Source organism: Cohnella sp. CFH 77786 (assembly GCF_019400745.1).
Classification (GTDB): Bacteria; Bacillota; Bacilli; order Paenibacillales; family Paenibacillaceae; genus Cohnella.
Genome location: NZ_WJIB01000020.1, coordinates 79,909 through 103,521 on the forward strand (window position 1 = coordinate 79,909; position 23,613 = coordinate 103,521).

The following is a 23,613-nucleotide window of genomic DNA, read 5'->3' on the forward strand; positions in this document are numbered from 1 at the left end:
AGATGAATCCTTCTGTACTATAAGAACACGAAATCGGACAAATCTCAAACGGGTGTAAATTTTCATAAAGATTAGGTTAAATCGATTTACCAGCTAAGGGAAAATGTGTATTGTTGTCCAGAGGTGTTACAAAGGACAAGGGGGAAATCAAGATGCAGGAAACAACGAAGAAGCACATGTGGAAATGGTCCGTACCGCTGAGTTTGGCACTCGTGTTGGCTGCGTGCGGAGGCAAATCCGACGACAAGGGCAGCGCGTCGCCATCCGCCACCGCATCGCCTAGCGTATCGGCATCGGCCAGCGCCAGCCCAAGCGCCAACGCGAGCCCCAGCGCCAGCCCAAGCGCCAGCGCGAGCCCGAGCGCGTCCGCTTCGGCATCGGCTGCCGTGAGCGGCGTCTCCGGCTTCCAATCGTTCAAAGACGAAGCGAACGGCGTGGAGATCCAATATCCGTCGGACTGGACCCTGAACAAGGAAGTACCGGGAGCGGTCGCCGCTTTCATGACGCCATTGGACGGAAGCAGCGACAAGTTCCAGGATAACGTCAACATCGTCGTGGAGGATCTCGGTGGCCAAGAAGTCAAACTGTCCGAATATATGGATTTCACGAAGCAGCAGCTTCAGCAATTGATCACGGACTTCAAAATCGAAGACGAAGACGGCGTGACGACTGACGGCGGACTGGAAATTAAATCGATCCGCTATACGGGCAAGCAGGGCGACTATTCCTTGATGTGGCAGCAGTTGATCACGATCCACAACGGCAAGGCGTTCGTCCTTACGTACACGGCCGAGCCGGATTCGTTCGACAAATACGTCGAAACGGTCGGGCAAATGGCGGAAACGCTTGTCGTCAGCTGAAGGGAAGAAACGTGGAATCGCCGGGGACAAAGTCTCCGGCGTTTTTTTTCATTGCGCCAAGGACGGGATCACCGGCTTGTTCACGATCGGCGAGGACATGACGATCAGCGTCGTGGAGTCTCCGAATTTTCCGAGCTTGTTGACGCAATCCTCCAGGGATGCGAGCGTGCCTGTCACGACCTTGAGCAGAAAGTTGCTGTACCCGCTGATCCGATGAGCCGAACGTTAACCCGGGCTACCAAGTGCCTTTGGCAGAGAGGATCCGCCGGGAAGCCGGCATTCCCACGGCTGCCGTCGGGTTGATCACGGGCGGCAGGCAAGCCGAAGAGATCCTGCGGCAAGGGCGCGCGGATCTCGTCGCGATCGGCAGGCCGCTGCTCCGGAACCCGTTCTGGCCGCGTTCCGCCGCCGCGGAGCTGGGAGAGAGGATCGAGGAGCCGGCGCCTTACCGGAATTATTGGTTCGAAACGGGGATGCGCCACGAAGCTTGAAAGCCCGTTCAGTTCTTGAGCATCGGCTTCAAATTCGCGATGATATGGCTCATCGTCACGGATTGGTTCTCGTACATCGTTTTGGCTTCGGGGTCATGGGTAGACAGCCCGAACAGCTCCAGGTCGGCCTCGATCTTCTTCAGGGTCGCGAGGAGCAAGGCTTTCCCTTGGGGGAGCGGGACCTTCAGGTTGTCGTCGAACAAATCCACGTACAGCTGCTGATAGGCGTCAACCTGCCCGAGAAACACGTTTTCCACCGTCAGCCCCATTTTCTCAAGCTCCGTCCTGAGCCATCCCTGGTTGAGGCCGATCGTCGCGAGCGGCTCATGCAGGATTTTGCCGTCCATGATGACGGTCTGGGGCTCGACTTCGTTCACGGTTTTGATCCCGAGGTCGCTGGGCGTTACCGGCTGCTTGTCTTTCTTGAGAAGGACGCTGAGCTCCCCGCTCGTTTCCATGACGGCGAATTCGACGTCGGCCGTGCGGAACACGCTCTTGGCGCGGAGCTGCTCGAGCAGCTCGTCGGCAGTCAGCCGTTCCTTCTTCAAATTGTCTTCAAGCACCTTGCCTTCCTTGATCACGATGGTTCCCTTGCCTTCGAACCATTGGCGGAGAAGCTTGCTCTTCAGCGTCAGCATCTCCAGTCCGAAGGGAACAACGAACCACACGGTCATTGCGAGAATGCCGTAAAAATAGTGTTTCTCCATGTCGGTCGAAACGAAGCCGGCCAACTCGCCGAGCACGATCCCCATGACGTATTCGAAAAAGGTGAGCTGCGAGATTTGTTTCTTGCCGAGGATACGGGTGAACGTGAACAGAACGATCAGAGCCCCGAGGGAACGAAGCAGGATTTCAAGCCAATTCGACATGAAGGTTTACCTCCTTACCCCGTCTTCCGGTTCCGCTTCGATGGCAACCGCGTGGGCGATGCACGGGATCGATTCCCCTTGCTGGTAGGACAGCGGAGACAGCAGCGCACCCGTCGCGACGACGAGCACCCGCTTGAGTTCCCCGGAACGAATGCGCTTCATGATGTGGCCGTACGTAACGACGGCAGAGCAGGCGCAGCCGCTCCCGCCTGATTGGACCGTCTGCTTGCCGTAATCGTAGATCATCATGCCGCAGTCCTTGTAGCGGGTCAGGTCGATCGGAACGCGGTGTTTCTCGAAGAGATCGCAGGCGATTTCGTAGCCGACCTTGGCCAGGTCGCCCGTGACGATCAGGTCGTAATGGTCGGGCTGGATGCGAAGGTCGCGAAAGTGCGCGGTGATCGTGTCGACGGCAGCCGGGGCCATGGCGGCGCCCATGTTGAACGGGTCCTTGATGCCCATGTCGACAACCCTGCCGATCGTCGCGGAGGTGACGACGGGGCCTTGGCCGGAACGGGCCACGACGGCGGTTCCGGCGCCCGTCACGGTGTATTGCGCGGTCGGCGGCTTCTGCGAACCGTATTCGGTGGGGTAGCGAAACTGCTTCTCCGCGCTGGAATTATGGCTGCACGTTCCCGCGAGCACATATTTGGCGCTTTCGGCATTGACGATATGGGAGGCAACGGCCAGGCTCTCCATGGAGGTCGAGCAGGCGCCGAAGACGCCGATGTACGGAATCGTGAGCGAACGCGCGGCGAAGCTGCTGCTCGTGATCTGATTCATCAAATCGCCGCCGACGTAAAAATGGACCTCCTCTTTCGTAATGCCGGCGCGCTCGATGGCGATTTTGGCCGCGTCCTCGAGGAACGTTTTCTCCGCTTTCTCCCAGCTGGACTGCTCCAGGAGAGAGTCGCCGTGGATCATGTCGAAATCGTCGGCCAGCGGTCCTCTCCCTTCGAACGGGCCGACGACGGCGGCGGTGGAGACGATGACCGGTTTCCGCTCGAAAATCCAACTCTGGTGCCCTTTCAGCATGCCGCCCTCATCCTCCCTTCACGAGTAGCCGAATCAACGCGATGAAAAAAGCGGACACCGTCCCGAACACGATGACGGGTCCAGCCAATTTGAACATACTGCCTCCCACGCCGAGTACGATCCCTTCGCTCCGATGTTCGATCGCGGCGGAAGCCATCGAATTGGCGAACCCCGTCACCGGTACGGCGGACCCGGCACCGGCCCATTGTCCGATTTTGTCGTATACGCCGAAGCTGGTCAGAACGACGGACAGGAAGATGAGGATGGCCACGGTCGGATTTCCCGCCGTTTGCTCGTTAAACCCGCCCCAACGGATCATGATTTGCATGATCCCTTGACCGAGCGTACAGATCAGTCCACCGACGAGAAACGCCCGTACGCTGTTGAGCAGCACCGGACGTTTCGGTTCCCGTCTTTTGGCGACTTTCTGGTATTCCTGCTGCACCGGCGTCAATTTTTTGAGCTTGCTGTTGGACATGGTCATGACCCCTCGTTCACCCATTTGATATTGAGGATGCCTCAGGGGGCGATTTTCTAGGATGGAAAATGTCACCTGAGTAAGCCGGGGCGGCAAGGGCAAGCTATCACACGGCAACGATAAAATGACGAAAGACAGGGTGATCGAACGTGACAGTGGCAACTCAAGTGAAAACCTGCGTGGCGTCGCTGAAGAGCGCCCAGGCAAGCCTGGAGGCTTTCGCGCTTAGCACGCAAAACCAGGAAGCGAAACAAATGTTCACCAACGCGGCTGCGCAAACCGGTCAAATCCTGCAGCAGGTCGAAGCCAGAGTGGCTCAGCTCGAGAACGAAGAACCCCAATATAAAGGCTTCTGATTCGCGAATCGGTTCGATTCCTTGAAGAAGCTTCGCCGCGAGCGGGGCTTCTTCTTTCCCGTTTCGGACGGCGGCGGTTTCGTCTAAATGGCATACAAATAAGGCAAAAACCCCGCTTTCATGAATACGGGGGCTTGCGCCTATAATGGGGAGAACAGGACGTGTGCATTCCCGGAATGCGCGTCATTTAGACGATAAGGCGGTGCTTGGCGAGATGGGCAAACCACAAGTCGGAATTCAGCTGTACTCGGTAAGGGATCTCAGCGAGAAGGACTTTCTTGGCACGATCCGGCAGATCGCGGAAATCGGTTACAAGAACGTGGAGCTTGCCGGTTACTACGGCGTAGGAGCTAAGGATTTGCGCGTTGCGCTGTCCGATGCCGGATTGAACGCGCCGTCCGCGCACGTCGGGCTGACATTGAACGAGCCGGACAAGTGGAAGGACAATCTCAAGGCATCCGCAGAATACGCGGCCGAGCTCGGGATCAGGCGGTTCGTCGTACCGGCGTACCCGCTGGGCGACAACCCGACCGTCGGGGCCGTGGAACGCATGGCGGACGTGTTGGAAGAAGCTTCGGATATCGTGACGCAGGCAGGACTCACATTCGGCTATCATAATCACGCCTTCGAGTTCCAGCCCGTGGAAGGCCAATTGATCATCGATCGCGTGTTCGATCGGATTCCCGCGGAGAAGCTGTTCGCGGAGTTCGACCTCGGCTGGGTGAAGGTGGCCGGACAGGATCCGGCGGCTTACGTGGAGAAATACGCCGGCCGGCTGCCGCTTGTCCATGCGAAGGATTTCAAGGAGGACGGCGTGGACACGGAAATCGGGCGCGGCACCGTCGATTGGGATTCGGCGCTGGCCGCTTGCGAGAAAGCGGGCGTCGAGTACGTCATCATCGAGCAGGAACGGTACGACGTCGGCTCGCTCGAGAGCGCGAGGCTGAACTTCGCGTGGTTCCGCGAGCGCGGCTGGGTATAGAAAGGTAAGCGGAACGGTTGAACGGGCTCCGTGGTGGGCACGTTCAACCGTTTTTTATGTGACAACTGGCTGCACGCAGAAGAATAGCGCTTGCGGGTAGCTTTATTTATCTGCGTACCGTTGAATAGGCCGCAAACGTTGGCGTCTAACAGATTCCGCTAGGCTTTCGGAACATTTCGGGCCTGCTTATCATGCGAAATCGTTAAATAAATACGAATATCGATTTCTACAATCCACGAGTCAAACGTTTAATAATGTGCTATATTATCTATTCAACTCACCTTTCAAGAAGGAGCAAACGATGAGAAATTTGTTATGGCTCGGGTGTTTATCTTATTTGCTGATCGGGTTGGCACACGTGGTAATGGGAGCGGTGTTGGAGGAGCTGCTTCATTTTTTTGAAAGGGATTACAGTGACGGCGGCCAGTTGATCTTCGCTCAATTTATCGGCTTCTTAATCGGCGTTCTAACGATGCCTTGGTGGTCCAAACGGCTGGGTCGAAGGGGCATAATCTTGTTGGCATTCGGCGCATTGACGCTTGGGGAGACCGTCTACAGCTTCCTTCCTTCCTGGGAATGGATGATCGCGACCGCGCCGGTCGCGGGGTTCGGATTCGGCATGGTCGAGGCGGCGATCGGAGCATTGGTCATCGGGTTCGTACAGGATAACAAAGCCGCTTCCATGAGCCGATTGGAGGTATTCTTCGGAATCGGGGCATGCGTCATGCCGGTGCTAGGCAGCGCGCTGATTACGATGGGCGTATGGAAAATCTCGTTCCCGATTTTGGCCGTCATGTCACTCGGAATGTTTCTTCTCTGGTCGTTCACCTCGTTCGGATCGATGGATACCGTTCTTGCCAAGCAGGACGCAAACGAAGAGAACGGCGTTGTGTCCGGGATGGGCGTTCCAGGGGGAAAGACGCCTTCCCTCTATGGGCGTAGAGGATTGTCATTGTTAACCATCATGGTGGTGTTCTTCGTGCTATATGTGGGGATTGAGATGAGTTTGGTCAATTTCCTTCCCTCCATCCTTATCGAACGTTCGGGTACGAATACCGCACTTGGGACGCTGGGTGTTTCGTTTTTCTGGATCGCGATGGTCATCGGACGTTTGTTCGCCGGACAACTGTCGGAAAAATGGGGGTATGCACGTTATTTGCTCATCAATGGTTTCGGGGCGTTGCTCATGATGGCTGTCATTCCATTTATCACCGGGCTCGCCCTAAGCTACACACTCATTCTATTGCTCGGTCTCCTCATGGCGGGGCTCTTCGCGATCGGGCTCATCTATACCAATCAGATGCTTCCCGGAACCGCGGAACGAACCACGAGTCTGCTGATTGCAGCCGGGGGCCTTGGCGGAGCGTTCATGCCGCTGCTTACGGGCAAATTGATGGATCAGTATAAATCCTCCGTCTCCATGGGGACGCTCATTGGTCTGATGGCGCTCATGATGGCCATGCTAGTCGTGTCGAAATGGTATTCGGCCTTTTCGAGAGAATCCAAGCCGAAACAACAGCTAGGCCGGAGAATTTGAAAGCCGCGATACCGAATCGAGGTGGATCCGGTTATGAATCCGGTTACCGTACATGATATTGCAAGGGAAGCGAACGTTTCGGTGGCCACTGTCCCGCGGGAATTGAACCAGTCGGCACCGGGCTGGCCGCGAACCGCAAACGGACTCTGTACGGCTCCTTCACGAATCGGGAAGAGCGATCATGGCGGAATTGCTGACAAACATGGACGGCCGCAAGGTAACCGCTGCATCTTGCGCGAACGACCTCGTCGCCTTCGGCGCGATCAAGGAGGCGTTAAAGGCGGGACTGCGCGTGCCGGACGATTTGTCGATCATCGGTTTCGACAACGTTCCGGTCTCGGCGAACTGCATTCCGGAATTGACGACGGTATCGTTGAAATGCAACGGGCTCGGACGAACGGCAGCTGATGTCCTTCACAAGCTTACTGCGCATAAGAAAGTGGGGAAGCTGACCTCGATTGAGCCGGAGCTTGGGATCCGTGAGAGCACTGGACCCTTTACAGGGTGAGGGGGGCACAGGGGGGAGCCTGGCTGCTCCCTGACCCGCACGAGCGGCGACTTTCTTCGCAAACGGGTTCGCGACCGCGAGCGGCTATACGAACGAGACGTTCCTCCGCGCCTACGATTCGGGTCTCGGCATGGCACTGAAGTTGGACCGGGAACCGGAACCGAAAACCGGAAGCGGAAGCGAAACCGGAAGCGGAAACGGAAAGAAGCGGAGGGGGAAACGGAAAGAAGCGGAAGCGGAAGCGAAACCGGGAGCGGGACCTGGACCTGGACCAGAACCGGAACCGGGGACCAGAACCGGAACCGGGACCAGAACCGGAACCGGGGACCAGAATCGGAACCGGGACCAGAACCGGAACCGGGACCAGAACCGGAACCGGGACCAGAACCGGAACCGGAACCGGAACCAGCACCGAAAGCGAAACCGGAACCGCGAGCGGGACCGGGAACCGGGTTGTACAAGCGGGTCGGTTTTGGAGCGGGAAGTTTATCGTTGTTTCAGCAGATCCCGGATTTCGGCGAGCAGCGTTTCTTCGCGGGACGGAGCCGGCGGTTCGGCGGGTTTCGCTTCTTCTTGCTTGCGCTTGAACTTGCCGATCCCCTTGATGAACAGGAAGATCGAGAAGGCGACGATGAAGAAGTCCACGACCGTCTGCAGGAAAGCCCCGTATTTCACTTCCGTATCGTGGTAATGGAAGACAAGATCGTTTAAATCAATTCCTCCGAGAAGCACGCCGATGACCGGCATAAGCATGTCATTCACGAGGGAAGAGACGATTTTGCCGAAAGCGGTACCGATGATGACCCCAATGGCCATATCTACGATGTTGCCTTTGAACGCGAACGCTTTGAAATCTTTCCACATGATGAATTCTCCTTCGATAGAGTTTGGAAACGCGCGGGCTCTCTAGCGCTTCCCACCGTTCCCGGCGGTAAGCCAGATCCTCCGCCAGGGTAATTATAGCAGAATGATGGAGAGATGGTGAGTCAACTCCGTTCGCAATTGCTAGAAGATACGTAAACTCAACAAGCAAACGCACGCCGCCAACGCACACCCCCAACACAGAAACTCATCTGCAGAAAGCGCCAAGACACCAACACCAAGACACCAACACCAAGACACCAACACCAAGACACCAACACCAAGACACCAACACCAAGACACCAACACCAAGACACCACAAACTCGAACCACAACCTCGAACCACAACCTCGAACCACAACCTCGAACCACAACCGCCAACCACAAATGCCAACAACAACCGCCAACCACAAATGCCAACCACAAATGCCAACCACAAATGCCAACCACACATGCCAACCACACATGCCAACCACAGATGCGGAAGCACGAAAACGCAAAGAACCCGAGGGATTCCTGCGGGTTCTTTGCTTATCCGAACTTTTGGTAACGAGCCCGATCGCCGCCCTAGGGAGATCACCCGTTGTGAGGACAAATCGCTGCGTATCGGTCGTCCCTTGGTGGTGTTGCCTAATTTAGAGGGAAATCATCCTACTATTTTGGATTTTTTACCTCATATAGACAGATTAGAGGGAAAACCTCCCACTAATCCAGCCTATTTCCGGCATCCGCTGATGAAATTCCGAAATTAGTGGGAGTTTTTCCAACTAATGCGGTCCACGAACATGCGATCCATAAATTAGTGGGAGCTTTTCCCTTTATTTCGATGGCTTCGTCATTGAACGAGTTGTCGGACGAACGGAGCGAAGGCGGTTCCGCTCATCCTGACTCGAAATTCAGCTATGGGGCGACAGAGATGCCCGCGGTTCAAACGAAACGGAACCAGCTCAGCTTCGCCTCCGAGCCCAGCGTGAGATAGACGTCGCGGATGCCGGAAGCGCCGTTAACGGCGCAGGTGAACGTGCGCCAAGCTTTCGCGCCGCCCGTGGCCGCGTATGCGCAAGTTCCGGCGAGCGGGCCGTCCGGCCGGTCCAGCCGGATCTCGAGCACGCCGGGCAAGTCTGCGGCGATGCGCGCTTCGAAGAAGGTGACGCCTGCGCCGAGGTCTGCGTCATGGAAGGCGACCCAAGCGCCGGCGCCGGAGGCGTCCAGGCTGTCGCCGCCTTCGGAGCATTCGCCGATCCGCACGGCGGCGTAATCGTCGTAGTTCGCCGCCCGCGTTACGAGGCGCAGGTTTCTCGGCGGGATCGTCTCTCCGCACACGGAGACTTCCTTGGACACCGCGATGTCGGCGGACGATCGGCCGAGCATGAGCGTGTACGTGCCCGACTCTACGCACCACTTTTCCCGCGTCACGTCCCAGAACGCCAGATCCTCCGCCCGCAGCGTAAACGAAAGCGTCTTGGACTCGCCCGGCGCGAGGTGGATGCGCTGGAAACCGGCCAACTGCTTAAGCGGCCGCTTCACGCGGGATCGGCCGGCGCGCACGTACAGTTGCACGACTTCGTCGCTCGCCCGGTCGCCGGCGTTGCGAATGCTTGCCCGAACCTCGATCTCCAAGCCGGAACCTTCGCCCTGGGAGATGACCGTCAAGCCGCTGTACTCGAACGGCGTATACGTCAACCCATGACCGAACGGGTACAGGACGTCTCCTTCGAAATACTGGTACGTACGGCCGGAACGGATAATATCGTAGTCCATAATATCCGGCAGCTGATCGGCGGAACGGTACCACGTCATGCCAAGCCGCCCGGCCGGGGCATAGTCCCCGAACAGCACGTCGGCAACCGCGTTCCCGAGCTCCTGCCCGGCGTGGGACGTGTACAGGATGGCCGGCACGTGCTCCTCCAGCCAGGGGATCGCGAACGGATAACTTCCGACGACGACCACGATCGTGTTCGGATTGGCCGCAAGCGTTTCGCGGATCAGGCGCTCCTGCGATTCCGGCAGCGTCAGGTCCGGGCGGTCGATCGTCTCCTTGCCGTTCACGAGCGGGTTGTTGCCGACGACTACGATCGCCGCGTCGGCCGAACGTGCGGCATCGACCGCTTCGCGAATGCCGTCCGTAACCACTTCCCGCTCGAACGCTTCCGCAGCTATCGGGTCCGTGCTTTCCAGCACGGACAACGCTCCGCCGTCCGGGTCGAGCCCGATCGCGCGCCCGTTCCACGTCGTGAGCGCCACCTGGCCGCCGTTCATCGCATGGACGTGGAACACTTCCTTCGTGAACCAGCCGAACACTTCGTCCGCCGTCGCCGACAGCCCCTTATCGTCGGTCGTGACGTATTTGCCGCTGTTCGGCGATCGCAGCGTGTGGGCTTTCCAGCCCCAATCCGTCACGTCGAGCACGGCCGCATCCTCTGCCCCCCCAGCGTCGGCAACCAGCACGCTGCCGCCATCCTCCGGAAGGCTTCGAACATACTTGCCCGTGGATTCGGACTTCAACCGTACCCGATCGATGCCGCTCGCATAAGCGACAGCGTCCTCTCCAAGCTTGCCTGCGATCCCCGCAAGCGGCGTCACCGAATACGGCAGCGTGCCGCTGTACCAGTCGCGGTACAAGATGTCAGCCAGCGGGCCGATGACGGCGACCTTGCGCAGGCGGCCCGCGTCCAGCGGCAGCGTCTGCCGGTCGTTCTTCAGCAGGACGACGTTCTTGCGCGCGGCCTCGAGCGATACGGTCCGGTGGTCCGGATGGCAGATGATCGATTCGCCGATCGCCGCGTACGGGTTGCGCTCATCCGGGTCGAACTCCCCGAGGCGCATGCGGACCCGGAAAGCGTTGCGCAGCGCAACGTCGAGGTCGTTCTCGGCAAGCAGCCCCTCGGCCAGGGCGTCCCGGATCGCCTGCTTGCTGACATCCGCGTCGTCCGTGATGCTGTCGATGCCCGCCCGGATCGTGGCCGCTACCGCTTCCTTGTAGCTCTCGAAATAACGGTGATCGTTCACGGTCCCCAGCACGTCGCCCGCGTCGCTGACGACGAAGCCGGTCATGCCCCATTCCCGCTTGACGATGTCGTTCACTTCCGGGTTCAAGTTCGCCGGCACGCCGTTTACGGAGTTGTACGCCGTCATCATGGACAGCGCCCCGCCTTCCTTGAACGGAAGCTCGAACGCCTTCAAGTAATATTCGCGCTTGTTGCGCGGATCGATGCTGACCGAGCATTCGCCGCGATCGGCCTCGTTGTTGTTCCCGTAAAAATGCTTCAAAGAAGCGACGGCTTTTACGTAGAAAGGGTGATCACCCTGCATGCCCTGCACCAGGGCGGAAGCGAGCTTGCCCGCGAGAACGGGATCCTCGCCGTACGCTTCCTCGGTGCGCCCCCAGCGGGGATCGCGCTCCATATCGACGGTCGGCGCCCATAACGTAAGGCCGTTCAACGCCGGATCGCGACGGTAGAAGCCGCGGGCCTCGTCGCCGATGACCGAGCCCACCTTGCGCAGCAGCTCCGTATCCCAGGTGCAGGCGAGGCCGAACGGCTGCGGGAACGTTGTCGCTTCGCCGAGCCAGGCCATGCCGTGGGCGGCTTCCGTGCCGTGCTTGTATTTCTTGACGCCGAGGCGCGGAACCTCATCCTGGTACTGGCACATGAGGTTGATTTTCTCCTCGAGCGTGAAACGCGATACGAGGTCATTCACTCGAGTTTCCAGCGGAAGGTCGGGATCGAGAAACGGGTATGCGTAAGCCGTGTTGAATTTCGGTTCGGTGATGCTCATGCGGAAGAAGAAGCCTCCTAGTTATTGGAATCAACGATCATTCCTTTGATTGTATCACTGTTCTGACGCCCCCGACACCCGTACAATTCGACCGAAAACCCTGCAAAATCCCTACTTTTTGCTGAAAATCAGAATTTGGCATCGAATGCGCAAGCGGCTTCATGGTAACATCGAAGGTGCAACGAATCGATGAACCCGAACGGAGGGACGCACCCTGCTTCGCCGAATCCCGATCAAATTCAACGACATGAAGCTCCGCAACAAGATGGTGCTGGCCAACTTCCTGTTCTTTATTCTACCGTTCATGATCATCGGGTTCTTCGTCGTCGATCAGTACCGGCAGTCCGCCCTCGACAAAGCGACCGAGCAGACGAAAGGCACGATCGAGCGGGTGAAGACGCGCGCCGAAGAGATGCTGGACGTCGTCATCGCGGCTTCGAGCCGGCTCATGCTGGACTCCGATCTCGAGACGATCGTCACGACCCGGTACCAGAACACGTTCGACGTCGTGGACGCCTACCGGGAATATGAGAAGTTCAGATCGTATTACACCGATTTCAACCCGGAGATTTCCCGGATCAAGCTGTACGTCGACAACCCCACGCTGCTCAACAACTGGGAGTTCTTGCCGATCGACGAGGAGACGAAAAAAAGCTTTTGGTTCGAAAAGGCGCAGGAGCAGAGCGGTCTCATCGGCTGGTACTACTTCCAGGACGTCACGCGCAATCGGAACAGCATGCTGAGCCTGGTTCGGGGCGTCTATTTTCCGAGTACGAAGACGTTCGGCGTGCAGGTGATGGACGTCAACACGAACCTTCTGGATTCCATGCTGCGGCAAGAGAACACGGAGACCCTGCTGGCGGATGCGAACGGCGTGATCGTCGCCTCGAACCGCGCGAGCCTGATCGGCCGGAAAATCGAAGTGACCCACCTGGGGCCGAAGGCGGCCTCGCTTACGCCCGGCACCTACGATATGACCGTCGACGGTCACAAATCGAAGGTGCTCGTGGACGAGTTCATGCCGGATAAGAGCTTCACCGGCCTGCGCATCATGACCGTTTCGCCGATCGAGAGCATCGTGCGGGAAGCGAACCATATCAGCCGGACGGGCCTGCAGATCATCAGCGTGGCGGCGGTGCTGGCTCTTATCTTGATCTATTTGATCTGCACGATGCTCACCAAACGGCTCCTCAATTTCAGCCGGCAGATCAGCAGAGTGTCCATGGGCAACTTCAACGTGGCGCTGGAGGTGGACGGCAACGACGAAATCGGGCAGATCACGCGGCAGTTCAACCAGATGGTCGCCAACATCCGGGAGCTGATGGAGGAAGTGAAGAGGTCCCACGAGCAAACGAACGAGCTGGAGCGCAAGCAGAGCGAAATCAGACTCAAAATGCTCGCGAGCCAGATCAACCCCCACTTCCTGTACAATGCCCTGGAATCGATCCGGATGAAGGCGCATCTTAAAGGCGAGAAGGAGATTTCCCAGGCGGTGAAGATGCTGGGCAAGCTCATGCGCAAAAACCTGGAGATCAAGGGGCAGGAAATCAGCCTGAAGGACGAGATCGAAATCGTCCGGTGTTATCTGGAAATCCAGAAGTTCCGGCACGATTCCCGGCTCGAATACGACATCGAGATCGAGCCGGGAGCGGAGCGGGTCTTGCTTCTGCCGCTCCTCATCCAGCCGCTCGTGGAAAATTCGGTCATCCACGGCCTCGAGCGGCATTTCGGCGGAGGCAAGGTTGCGGTCCGGGCGCATCTGGAGGACGGCGGACTGACGGTAACGGTCGAGGACAACGGCATCGGTTTCTCTCCGGAGAAGCTGGAGGCCGTCCGGCAATCGCTGGCCGAGCAAGAAGCCGAGCGCATCGGCTTGAACAATATCCAGCAGCGGCTGCGGCTCACCTACGGGAGCCGGTCGGAGCTGCGGATCGAGAGCAACATGCAAGGGACCAACGTTTCGTTCTGGATCCCGCTGAAGGAGGGAATCGCGCATGTACAGAGTGCTGATCGTCGATGACGAACCGCTGATCCGCGAAGGATTGAAGACGATCGTCGATTGGGAGAAGCATGGGTTCGAGGTCGCGGCAACTGCGACTGACGGCATGGACGCGCTGCAGAAGCTTCCTGACTGCAAGCCGGATTTGATGATCGTCGATATCCGGATGCCCGGCATGGACGGCATCAAGCTGATGCGGACGATTCAGGGCCAATACCGGCCGAGCCCTCGGTTCCTTATCCTGAGCGGATACGCGGATTTCGATTACGCCCGGGCCGCCTTGCAGATGAGGGCGGACGGGTACATGCTGAAGCCGGTGGACGAGGATGAGCTGATCGATCATCTCGCCAATTTGAAGCAGCTTCTGGACGAGGGAAAGGCGGCTGACAGGCAGTCCGTCGGCCTTCGAAAGGAGCGGATCGTCCAACTCCTGCTTACCGGGGAAGCGAACGGGATTCCGGATTCGGACCTGGCCGGATGGGACTGGCCCGCGTACGAAGTCGTTCTCGTCAAGCTGCAAAACCGGACGGAAATCGATGCGTCCGTCATCGCGCACATCAAGTCGAAGCTGATGGAGACGTTCGACGCGTCCGGAGCCGGAACCGTGTTCTCCATGGATCCGTTTCTGGGCATCCTGCTCGGCCGCGCAGGTATCGCGGCCGATGACGTTCGCGCGCATAAGACGGCTTATGAGGGCATCGCGGCCGCATGCCGGGAATACGGCGTCGATTTCACCGCGGTATCGGGCGGCGCCGTCCGCGATCCGCGCGAGACGGACCGTTCGTACCTCCGGGCGCTCGAGCTCATGGCGCACCGGTTCATCTACGAAGGCGGCCGGATCCATGTCCGGGAGCCGCAGACGGAACGGGAATGCGGCTTCGACCGGGCGGAAACGGAAGAGAAAATTTATCTGGCGCTCGATCTCGGCAATTCGGAAGGCGTCGAGGCGCTGATCCGCGAAGCCGGCAACGCGATGCTGGCGTCGGGGATGTCCGAGCTGGACATCAAGACGGCTTTCGTGCAGATGATGACGAACGTCATCGGCAAGCTGGCGCAGAGCCGCCCGGAATTCCGGGACAAGAGCGAGACGTTCTCCACCGAGTTGTTCGATGTGTATTGCGAGTACCGCTATTACGCGCTGATCGAACGGCTGTGCGCGATTGGCGCCGCGATGGCCGCGAAGCTGGACGGCTACGGGACGGACAAGCAGATCCGGAAGCTGCTTGACCTGATCCACCGCAACTACCACGAGAACCTGAAGCTCGAGACGCTGGCGGAGGTGTTCAATTACAACAGCTCCTATCTCGGCAAACTGTTCAAGAACACGACGGGCGAGCATTTCAACACGTATTTGGACAAAGTCCGCATCGAGAAAGCAAAGGAATTCCTCGACCAGGGGATGAAGGTGTACCAAGTGGCGGAGAAGGTCGGCTATTCGAACGTCGACTATTTCCACAGCAAATTCCGCAAATACGTCGGAACTTCCCCTTCCGCGTACCGGAAGCAGATTACCACGGTCGGCGACCCGTAAACAGGCGCCGATTTTTCTTTGCTCGTTTTCGGGGGCTCCCCCAAAAAGGAATCGGAATATGCTTCAGAGCATTGCGTCACTTTTGGGGGGAAACTATGGTGTGCGGATTTTTATATGATTTTGTGCCGGATCCTTCCGGTAGAGTCCGAGGCGGGATTTCTTTATCATGATGGATAAGCGCATGATACGCATCAAGACGCACAGCAAGGAGGAATGAAATGCAAGCGGTCCCAACCCCCCATCCGGCCGCCTCACGATCCGTGGGAGCGAAAAAAAGCAACTTCTGGAAGGTTGCCTTGCGGAATCGATATCTGTATATGATGTCCCTGCCTTTCGTCATCTGGGCGTTCGTATTCAGCTACTACCCGCTCTGGGGATGGCTGATCGCGTTCCAGAAATGGAAGCCGGGCAAGTCGATCTGGGAGCAGAAATGGGTCGGCTTCGACCAGTTCAAGGCGCTGTTCCAGGACGATCTCTTCTATCAGGTGCTTCGCAACACGGTTGCGATGAGCGTCATGGGTTTGATTGCATCGTTCACGGTGTCGATAACGTTCGCCATCATGATGAACGAGCTGCGCGGCATGTTCTTCAAGCGGGCCGTGCAGACGATTTCCTACCTGCCCCATTTCGTCTCGTGGGCGGTCGCGTCCAGCATCATCACAAGAATGCTGTCGAGCGACAACGGGGTCGTGAACGACCTGCTGATGTGGCTCGGCTTGATCCAGCAGCCGGTCCAGTGGATGGGCCAAGGCCATTTGTTCTGGGGAATCGTCACGGTCTCCGATGTGTGGAAGGAAACGGGCTGGAACGCCATCATCTATTTGGCCGCCATGGCCGGCATCGCTCCCGAGCTGTATGAAGCGGCGAAGGTGGACGGGGCCAGCCGCCTGCGACAGATCTGGCACATCACGCTGCCGGGCATCCGCTCCACGATCATCATTCTGGTGATTCTGTCCATTGGCAATCTCATTAACACCGGCTTCGAAAAACAGTTCCTTCTCGGCAACAACCTGGTGCGGGACTATTCCCAGGTGCTGGACCTGTACTCGTTGCAGTACGGAATTCAATTGAGCCGGTATTCCTTCGGCACGGCCATCAATATATTCAATTCCGTCGTCAGTCTGGTTCTTCTGTTCACCGCCAACGGGATTTTCAAACGGATGACGAAAGAAAGCATCATTTAAGGAGGAAGCCGCCATGACCACGCGAAAAATGACCAAAGGGGCTCCTCTGTCCGACCGCTTGTTCGACGTTGTTATCGCCATCGTAATGGTTTTCGTCGTCATCGTGACGCTGTATCCGTTCCTGAACGTTCTCGCGCTATCGTTCAACGATTCGACGGACAGCGTCCGGGGGGGCATCACGATCTTCCCCCGGGAATTCACGCTGAAGAACTACAGCATCATTTTCTCCTTCTCCGGACTGATCACCGGATTCAAGATTTCGGTGCTGCGGACCGTCATCGGCACGATTCTGGGACTCATCAGCGCTTCCATGCTCGCCTATACGCTGGCGCGGCCGGATTTCCAGGGGCGCAAGTTCGTCTCGAAATATTTGGCGATCACGATGTACGTTTCCGCGGGTCTCATTCCGTTCTATCTGCTGATCAAAGACCTCCACATGATGAATACGTTCGCCGTCTATGTCTTGCCGGGAATCGTCAGCGCGTTCAACGTGTTCGTCATCCGGTCGTTCATCGACGGAATCCCCTTCGCGCTCCAGGAATCGGCGAAGATCGACGGGGCCAACGATTTCACGATCTATTGGCGGGTCGTGCTGCCGATGACGACGCCGGCGCTGGCGACGATCGCCCTGTTCCTGGCCGTCGGCCAATGGAATGCCTGGTTCGATACGTTCCTGTATAACGGTTCCAGCGAGAACCTGACAACCTTGCAGTTCGAGCTGACGAAGGTGTTGCTCAGCACGACGGCCGGCAACAACGGGGATTACCACAGCACGAATATGACGCAAGTCCTGTCCAGCGTGTCGCCGGAATCCGTTAAGATGGCGATCACGATCGTCGTCACCATTCCGATTCTGCTCGTCTATCCGTTCCTTCAGCGCTATTTCGTGAGAGGCTTGACGCTCGGTGCCGTGAAAGGCTGATGCACCGGAATTCGGACATCGATCGGTATCAACAGGGACAACCTGTTCATACGCATATACGCATCTCGCATTATCCACTCAGGAGGGGTACAAACGATGGCAAAACAAAGAAAATGGCCGGTTCTGCTCATGAGCACCGCGCTTATCGCCGGTTTGCTCGCCGGCTGCGGCGGCAAGAACGACAGCGGCGCAAGCCCGTCCGGCAGCGCGCCGGCAAGCGGTTCCTCTTCGGCTTCGGCGTCCGCGACGCCTGAAGATTTGAAACCGATTACGCTTACGTACTACAGTGAAGACGTGAATCCGAACTGGGCGAACATGCAGGATGAAACGGGCAAATACATCACGGAGAAAACGGGCGTGACCCTCAACGCGGAATTCGCGGTCGGCGACGCCGCCCAGAAATCCGCGCTGATCGCGAGCAGCGGCAAATATCCGGACATCATCAGCGCCAAAGGAAACATCAACAAATTCGTCGATGCCGGCGCGGTCATCGACCTGACGGACCTGATCGACAAATACGCCCCGAACATCAAGAAGGTTTACGGGGACCAGATGAAACGCCTCCGCTACAGCAACGAAGACCATGCGATCTACGCGCTGCCAACGTATTCTGGCGTGGGTCAGATCAACTTCGAAGCCGGCGGCGGATTCGAGCTGCAGCACCGCGTCGTGAAGGAGCTCGGCTACCCGAAGATCCGCACGGTCAAAGACTACGAGAACGCGATCAAGCAATATCTCGCGAAGCATCCGACCGACGACAAGGGCAACAAGAACATCGGTCTGACGCTTAACGCAGACGATTGGCATATGTATATCTCCGTGACAAACCCGGCTGTCCAGACGACCGGCGGCTCGGATGACGGCGAATACAGCGTCGATATCAACACGCAGAAAGTGACGTACCACTTCCTCCGTCCGGAAGAGAAGGAATATTTCCGCTGGCTGAACCACATGAACGCGGAAGGACTGCTGGACAAGGAGAGCTTCGTTCAGAAATATGACCAGTATAAGGCGAAGGTCGCTTCCGGCCGCGTACTCGGCTTGATCGACGCGATCTGGGATTACGCAGACGGCGAGAACGCGCTGAAAGCCGAAGGCAAATTCGACCAAACCTATGGCCACTACCCGGTTACGATGGACGAAAGCACCAAGGATCCTTCTTTCTGGCCGACGGGCTTCATGGCCGGCTGGGGCGTCGCGATTTCCAAAACGAACCCGGATCCGGTCCGGACGATCAAGTTCCTCGACTGGCTCGCTTCCGACGAAGGCCAAGTCCTGTTGAACTGGGGCATCGAGGGCAAGCACTACACGGTCGAGAACGGCAAACGTGTCATGATCAAGGAAGTGAACGACCGCCGCATCAACGATGCCACCAACTTCGCCAAAGAAACGGGCATCGGCTTCTACAACCTGATGTCCGCGCATTACGGGGACGGCGTGAAGGATCCGACGGGCAATTATTACACGCTGAAAAACCCCCAACAGCTGGTGGAAAACTACAGCGACGTGGAGAAGGAAGTTCTGAAGAACTACGGCGCGACGATTTGGAAAGACCTGTTCCCGAAAGAAGACGAATTCAAGGTTAAACCGTGGGGCGCGGCTTGGAACATCCCGATTCCATCCGACAACGACGCCACTGTCCTCGACGAGAAGCTGAAGAACATTACTTGGAAAATGATTCCGAAGGCCATTCTCGCCAAGCCGGAAGAGTTCGATGCCGTTTGGGCCGATTACATCGCCCAGCTGGAGAAAGCGGACGTCCACAAAGCGGAACAGCTTCACGAGCAGCTCGTCAAAGACCGCGTCAAGCTGTGGAACGAATAAGATAGGCGCTCTGATGGGAACGGGGCTCGGACAACGGTTGTCCGAGCTCCGTTTTTTTTAGTGATTCAGAAAGTATAAAATCTGCGATACTTTTCTGACTCACTTCGATAAAACGTCTATCCGTCCGAAAAGGACGGCGTAGCCGTTTTACTTAATCATTCAGAATTTAAAAGTTTCACTCTTTTCATTTCCGAATGATCTTCGATAAAAACGACATTCTATGTCCCTACAGGACGACGAAGTCGTTTTTACTTGCATGTTGCTGTCCTTCGGGGAGGGAATTGAGGTATGATGGAGTTAGAAAATATTGGGATTGGGGGAGAAAGGATATGGCGGAAATCCGGCAGCTCAAGGCGGAAGAATTCGACGAGCGCATGAAGCTGTCCCAGTTCGCGTTCCAGTTTCAAATTCCGGCGGAGCAAATGGAGAAGCGGAGGGCGGCGTTTCACCCGGACCGGCATTACGGGCTGTTCGACGAGGACGGCAGGCTGCTGTCGGCGCTGCTGCTCATCCCTTACGAGGCGTGGGTGCGGGGACGGAAGCTGAAGATGGGCGGCGTGGCCGCCGTCGCTTCCTGGCCGGATGCCCGCCGGCAAGGCGGCGTGACGCGGCTGCTGACCCACTCGTTCGAGACGATGAGACGGCAGGGCCAGAGCCTCAGCATGCTGCATCCGTTCTCTTTCCCGTTTTACCGCAAATATGGCTACGAAATGACCATCGAGCGCAAGCGCTATACGCTGGACTTGAAACACCTGCCGCCGCGCCGGGAGACGCCGGGAACGGTGCAGATCGTGGACAAGGACATCGGGTTGCTGAACCCGGTTTACGAGGCATACGCTTCCCGGTACGACAGCACGATCGTGAGGACGGAAGAATGGTGGAACAATCAGGTGCTGTCCAAACCCGGCCTTGCGGCCGTTTATTTCGACGAGGCGGGGCGGGCGCAGGGGTATGTCTTATATGAAGTCGCGGACAAATCGATGAACGTTCACGAGTGGATCGCGCTCACTGACGAGGCTAGAGTGGCCTTATGGAGCTACGCGGCTAACCACGACTCGATGATCGAACGGCTGAAGGTCACGGTGCCGGCCGACGATGCGCTGCCGTTCCTCGTGCCGGATCCCCGGTTCAAGCAGGAGCTAGAGCCGTATTTCATGTCGCGGATCGTGGACGCGGAGGCGTTCGTGGCCCAGTACTCGTTCCTGCGGACCGGCGAGGCGATGGAAATCGATTTGACGGTTGAGGACGCGTATGCGCCATGGAACGACGGGGCGTTCCGGCTGCGCGTAGACGGCGCGGGGGCGGGCATGCTGGAGAAGCTGCCGGAAGGCGTGAGCCCCGCGGCGGCGGGCGGGGTGCGCTGCGATATCGCGGCGCTGGCGGCGCTGCTGGTCGGAGGACGCAAGGCCGGCTGGCTGCTCGAGATCGGCCGGCTGAACGGCTCCCGGGAAGCGGCGGAGGCGCTGGAGCGCGTCGTGCCGGGGCAGCGGCCGTACTTGGCGGACTTCTTTTAACGGAAATTGGCGAATCCTCCGAACGGTTGTCAACCTCACGCCGCTTGTGATAGAATGAAAATACTGTTTTTGTAGATGCGGCTGTTGCCGTTTATCCTTCGTGAATCAGGAAGCATCGTGTCTCGGCACTTGGGAGGTGGAAGCGTTGGAAATTTTCTTGAAGATCGTGCTGGTCATTTTCTCGCTGGGCCTGATCGCCGTCGTTCTGCTGCAGCGCGGCAAGAGCGCGGGTCTGTCGGGTGCCATCTCCGGCGGTGCTGAGCACTTGTTCGGCAAGCAGAAAGCCCGCGGCTTGGATCTGTTCCTGCAGCGGCTGACGATCGTTCTGGCGGCGGGATTCTTCATCCTGGCCCTGGTCGTCGCTTTCTTCGTGAAGCAGGGTTAAGGATATCGGGAACAGCAGGGAGCGCTCGCTTCCTGCTTTTTTTGTGATTCAGGAAGTATAAAATCCTTCATCCTTCTCTGAAATGACGGGGATCCGGTTGCCGCACGGACAAAGCGTGTATACTATACAGAAGGACGAGGTGATGCGGATGCCGATGTGTACGGAACAGGAGCTGCTCGATTTCATGCGCGAGACGGCTTATAAACCCATGACGTACCAGGAGCTGGAGAAGCATTTTGGCATCGACAATGCCGACGATTTCAAAGCCTTCCTGCGTTTGTTGACCGAGATGGAGCAGGAAGGCAAAATCCTGATGACGCGAACGGAGCGCTACGGCGTGCCGGAGCGGATGAACCTGATCCGCGGGAAGCTGCAGGCCCATCCGAAGGGCTTCGCGTTTCTGCTGCCGGACGAGCCGGACCATCCGGACGTGTATATCCATGCCAACGACATGAAAAGCGCCATGAACGGCGACACGGTACTCGTGCGGGTGACGTCCAAGAGCGACAACGGGCAGCGGATGGAAGGCGAGATCGTGCGGATCGTCAAACGGGCGGTCACGCAGGTCGTGGGCCTGTTCCAGAACCACGACACCTTCGGCTTCGTCGTGCCCGACGACAAGCGGATCAACAAGGATATTTTCGTCCGTCAGGAGAACTTCAAGGGAGCGGTGACCGGGCAGAAGGTCGTGGCCAATATCATCCGCTATCCCGAAGGGCGGTCCGCCGCCGAAGGCGAGATCGCCGAGGTGCTCGGGCACAAGGACGATCCGGGCGTCGACATTCTGAGCATCATCCGCAAGCACGGGCTGCCGGAAGGATTTCCGGAGGAAGTGCTGGCGGAGGCCGACGCCGTACCCGACACCATTACGGAAGACGAGATCGTGCGCCAAGGCCGCCGCGACCTGCGCGACCGCGTGATCGTGACGATCGACGGCGAAGACGCGAAGGATTTGGACGACGCGGTGAACGTGGAGCGGCTCGACAACGGGAACTGGCTGCTGGGCGTCCATATCGCGGACGTCAGCTATTACGTGCGCGAGAACTCCCCGCTCGACCAGGAGGCGTACAACCGCGGCTGCAGCGTTTATTTGGTCGACCGGGTCATTCCGATGCTGCCGCACCGGCTGTCCAACGGGATCTGCTCGCTGAATCCGAAGGTCGACCGGCTGACGATGTCGTGCGAAATGGAATTCGATCCGCGGACGCTGAAGCGGGTCCGGCATGATATATTCACGAGCGTCATTCGCACGAAGGAGCGGATGACCTATACGAACGTGCGCAAAATCGTCCAGGACGAGGATCCGGAGACGATGGAGCGGTACGCCGATCTGGTGGACAACTTCCGCCTGATGAAGGAGCTGGCGCTCGCGCTCCGTTCCGCGCGGATGCGCCGGGGGGCCATCGACTTCGACTTCCAGGAATCCAAAGTCATCGTGGACGAGCAGGGCAAACCGGTCGATATCGTCAAACGTGAGCGTTCGATCGCCGAGCAAATCATCGAGGAATTCATGCTGGCGGCGAACGAGACGGTGGCGGAGCATTTCCACTGGCTGAAGGTGCCGTTCCTGTACCGGATCCACGAGGAGCCGGACGGGGAGAAGCTGCGGCACTTCATGCAGTTCGCGGGCAACTTCGGCTACGCCGTGCGCGGCAAGGGCAACACCGTGCATCCGCGCGCGCTGCAGACGCTGCTCGAGGAAATCCGCGGCACGAAGGAAGAGACCGTCATCAGCACGATGATGCTGCGTTCGATGAAGCAGGCGAAGTACGACGCTGAGAGTCTCGGGCATTTCGGCCTGGCGGCGGAATTCTATTCGCATTTCACGTCGCCGATCCGGCGTTACCCGGACCTCGTGATTCACCGAGTCATGCGCGAGGTGATGGAGAACGGAGGCGGCGGGCTGCCGGACCTGCGGCACGACGTGCTGGCCGGGCGGATGCCCGACATCGCGCAGCAGTCGTCGGAGCGCGAACGCGTGGCCGTCGACGCCGAGCGGGATACGGAGAAGCTGAAGAAGGCCGAGTTCATGCTGGACAAAATCGGCGAGGAATTCGGCGGCATCATCAGCGGCGTGACCGGGTTCGGCATGTTCGTCGAGCTGGAGAACACGGTCGAGGGCCTGATCCGTCTCAGCGATTTGACGGATGATTATTACCATTTCCACGAGCTGCAGATGGCTCTGATCGGAGAGCGCACGTCGAAGGTGTACCGCATCGGCGACGAGGTTCGGATCCGCGTGGCGCGCGTGAACATGGACGACCATACGATCGATTTCGAGATGGTCGACATGAAGCCGCGCAGCGCGGACCGGGCGCGCTGGGTCGACGCGCGCGGCGCCGGTTTCGGCGGGAGCGGGGGCGGCGGGGGCTTCGATCGCAAGCGCAAGAAGAAGCGCCAGGGCGGCGGCGGTGTCGCCGCATCGGCGCAGCGGCGCGGCGGCGCGGCGGCCGGTGGCGGCCGCGACGAGCGCGAGCGCGGAGGCGCCGCCGGAGGCAAG

18 protein-coding genes and 2 pseudogenes are annotated in these 23,613 nt (G+C 58.3%); 15 read left to right on the forward strand and 5 right to left on the reverse strand.

The features are described from left to right. Window positions 1-152: 152 nt before the first annotated feature. The 3 genes and pseudogenes from GE107_RS23020 to GE107_RS23030 form a co-directional block, all read left to right on the forward strand. The gene (locus GE107_RS23020; RefSeq protein ID WP_219643608.1) at window positions 153-860 is read left to right on the forward strand and encodes a PsbP-related protein; all 708 of its coding nucleotides are present in this window, start codon (window positions 153-155) and stop codon (window positions 858-860) included. Beyond that, window positions 847-1,077: a hypothetical protein gene (locus GE107_RS27445; protein ID WP_219643610.1), complete on the forward strand. Its 231-nt coding sequence runs from the start codon at window positions 847-849 to the stop codon at window positions 1,075-1,077. Before GE107_RS23020 ends, GE107_RS27445 begins: the two co-directional genes overlap by 14 nt. 4 nt (window positions 1,078-1,081) lie before the next feature. Then, window positions 1,082-1,351 (forward strand): annotated as a pseudogene (locus tag GE107_RS23030) (oxidoreductase); the annotation flags it as partial. An 8-nt stretch (window positions 1,352-1,359) separates the two neighbouring features. Here the strand turns inward: GE107_RS23030 and GE107_RS23035 are convergent. From GE107_RS23035 to spoVAC, 3 genes are read right to left on the reverse strand one after another with little or no spacing between them, the layout of a single operon-like run. Beyond that, the gene (locus tag GE107_RS23035) at window positions 1,360-2,220 is read right to left on the reverse strand and encodes a DUF421 domain-containing protein (protein ID WP_219643615.1); all 861 of its coding nucleotides are present in this window, start codon (window positions 2,218-2,220) and stop codon (window positions 1,360-1,362) included. A gap of 6 nt (window positions 2,221-2,226) precedes the next feature. Further along, complete coding sequence (gene spoVAD, locus GE107_RS23040) at window positions 2,227-3,255, reverse strand: stage V sporulation protein AD (RefSeq protein WP_219643616.1); 1,029 nt, start codon at window positions 3,253-3,255, stop codon at window positions 2,227-2,229. Between the two features lie 7 nt (window positions 3,256-3,262). After that, a complete protein-coding gene (gene spoVAC / locus GE107_RS23045) occupies window positions 3,263-3,733 on the reverse strand; it encodes a stage V sporulation protein AC (protein WP_219643618.1) in 471 nt (156 codons plus the stop codon). Between the two features lie 149 nt (window positions 3,734-3,882). On the opposite strand from spoVAC, the gene GE107_RS23050 reads away from it, so the two are divergent. From GE107_RS23050 to GE107_RS23065, 4 genes and pseudogenes are all read left to right on the forward strand, one after another. Next, complete coding sequence (locus GE107_RS23050; RefSeq protein ID WP_219643620.1) at window positions 3,883-4,089, forward strand: DUF1657 domain-containing protein; 207 nt, start codon at window positions 3,883-3,885, stop codon at window positions 4,087-4,089. 214 nt (window positions 4,090-4,303) lie between these two features. Next, window positions 4,304-5,071: a sugar phosphate isomerase/epimerase family protein gene (locus GE107_RS23055; RefSeq protein ID WP_219643622.1), complete on the forward strand. Its 768-nt coding sequence runs from the start codon at window positions 4,304-4,306 to the stop codon at window positions 5,069-5,071. A 301-nt stretch (window positions 5,072-5,372) separates the two neighbouring features. Then, window positions 5,373-6,608, forward strand: coding sequence for an MFS transporter (locus GE107_RS23060; protein WP_219643624.1), 1,236 nt, complete (start codon window positions 5,373-5,375; stop codon window positions 6,606-6,608). A 175-nt stretch (window positions 6,609-6,783) separates the two neighbouring features. Next, window positions 6,784-7,116 (forward strand): annotated as a pseudogene (locus GE107_RS23065) (substrate-binding domain-containing protein); the annotation flags it as partial. 486 nt (window positions 7,117-7,602) lie between these two features. Here GE107_RS23065 and mscL read toward each other — a convergent pair. Next, on the reverse strand, window positions 7,603-7,980 hold the full coding sequence (gene mscL, locus GE107_RS23070; RefSeq protein ID WP_219643626.1) for a large conductance mechanosensitive channel protein MscL: 378 nt from the start codon (window positions 7,978-7,980) through the stop codon (window positions 7,603-7,605). 924 nt (window positions 7,981-8,904) lie between these two features. Beyond that, window positions 8,905-11,754 carry a glycoside hydrolase family 3 protein gene (locus GE107_RS23075; RefSeq protein ID WP_219643627.1) on the reverse strand — a complete coding sequence of 950 codons (2,850 nt, stop codon included), beginning with the start codon at window positions 11,752-11,754 and terminating at the stop codon, window positions 8,905-8,907. 247 nt (window positions 11,755-12,001) lie between these two features. Between GE107_RS23075 and GE107_RS23080 the strand changes: the two genes are divergently transcribed. From GE107_RS23080 to rnr, 8 genes are all read left to right on the forward strand, one after another. Continuing rightward, window positions 12,002-13,774 (forward strand): cache domain-containing sensor histidine kinase, encoded by a 1,773-nt coding sequence (locus GE107_RS23080; RefSeq protein WP_219643629.1) that lies wholly within the window; start codon window positions 12,002-12,004, stop codon window positions 13,772-13,774. Further along, the gene (locus GE107_RS23085) at window positions 13,749-15,284 is read left to right on the forward strand and encodes a response regulator transcription factor (protein ID WP_219643631.1); all 1,536 of its coding nucleotides are present in this window, start codon (window positions 13,749-13,751) and stop codon (window positions 15,282-15,284) included. The genes GE107_RS23080 and GE107_RS23085 overlap by 26 nt, the downstream gene beginning before the upstream one ends. A gap of 218 nt (window positions 15,285-15,502) precedes the next feature. After that, the gene (locus GE107_RS23090) at window positions 15,503-16,468 is read left to right on the forward strand and encodes an ABC transporter permease (RefSeq protein ID WP_219643633.1); all 966 of its coding nucleotides are present in this window, start codon (window positions 15,503-15,505) and stop codon (window positions 16,466-16,468) included. Window positions 16,469-16,481: 13 nt separating this feature from the next. Next, entirely contained in the window at window positions 16,482-17,390 is a 909-nt protein-coding gene (locus tag GE107_RS23095) for a carbohydrate ABC transporter permease (RefSeq protein WP_219643635.1), read from the forward strand. 96 nt (window positions 17,391-17,486) lie between these two features. Then, complete coding sequence (locus GE107_RS23100; protein WP_219643637.1) at window positions 17,487-19,214, forward strand: ABC transporter substrate-binding protein; 1,728 nt, start codon at window positions 17,487-17,489, stop codon at window positions 19,212-19,214. A gap of 329 nt (window positions 19,215-19,543) precedes the next feature. Next, window positions 19,544-20,728, forward strand: coding sequence for a GNAT family N-acetyltransferase (locus GE107_RS23105; RefSeq protein ID WP_219643639.1), 1,185 nt, complete (start codon window positions 19,544-19,546; stop codon window positions 20,726-20,728). A 145-nt stretch (window positions 20,729-20,873) separates the two neighbouring features. Beyond that, on the forward strand, window positions 20,874-21,113 hold the full coding sequence (gene secG, locus GE107_RS23110) for a preprotein translocase subunit SecG (protein ID WP_219643640.1): 240 nt from the start codon (window positions 20,874-20,876) through the stop codon (window positions 21,111-21,113). 154 nt (window positions 21,114-21,267) lie between these two features. After that, window positions 21,268-23,613: ribonuclease R (gene rnr, locus GE107_RS23115; protein ID WP_219643654.1), on the forward strand; the 2,346-nt coding region annotated here is incomplete at its 3' end.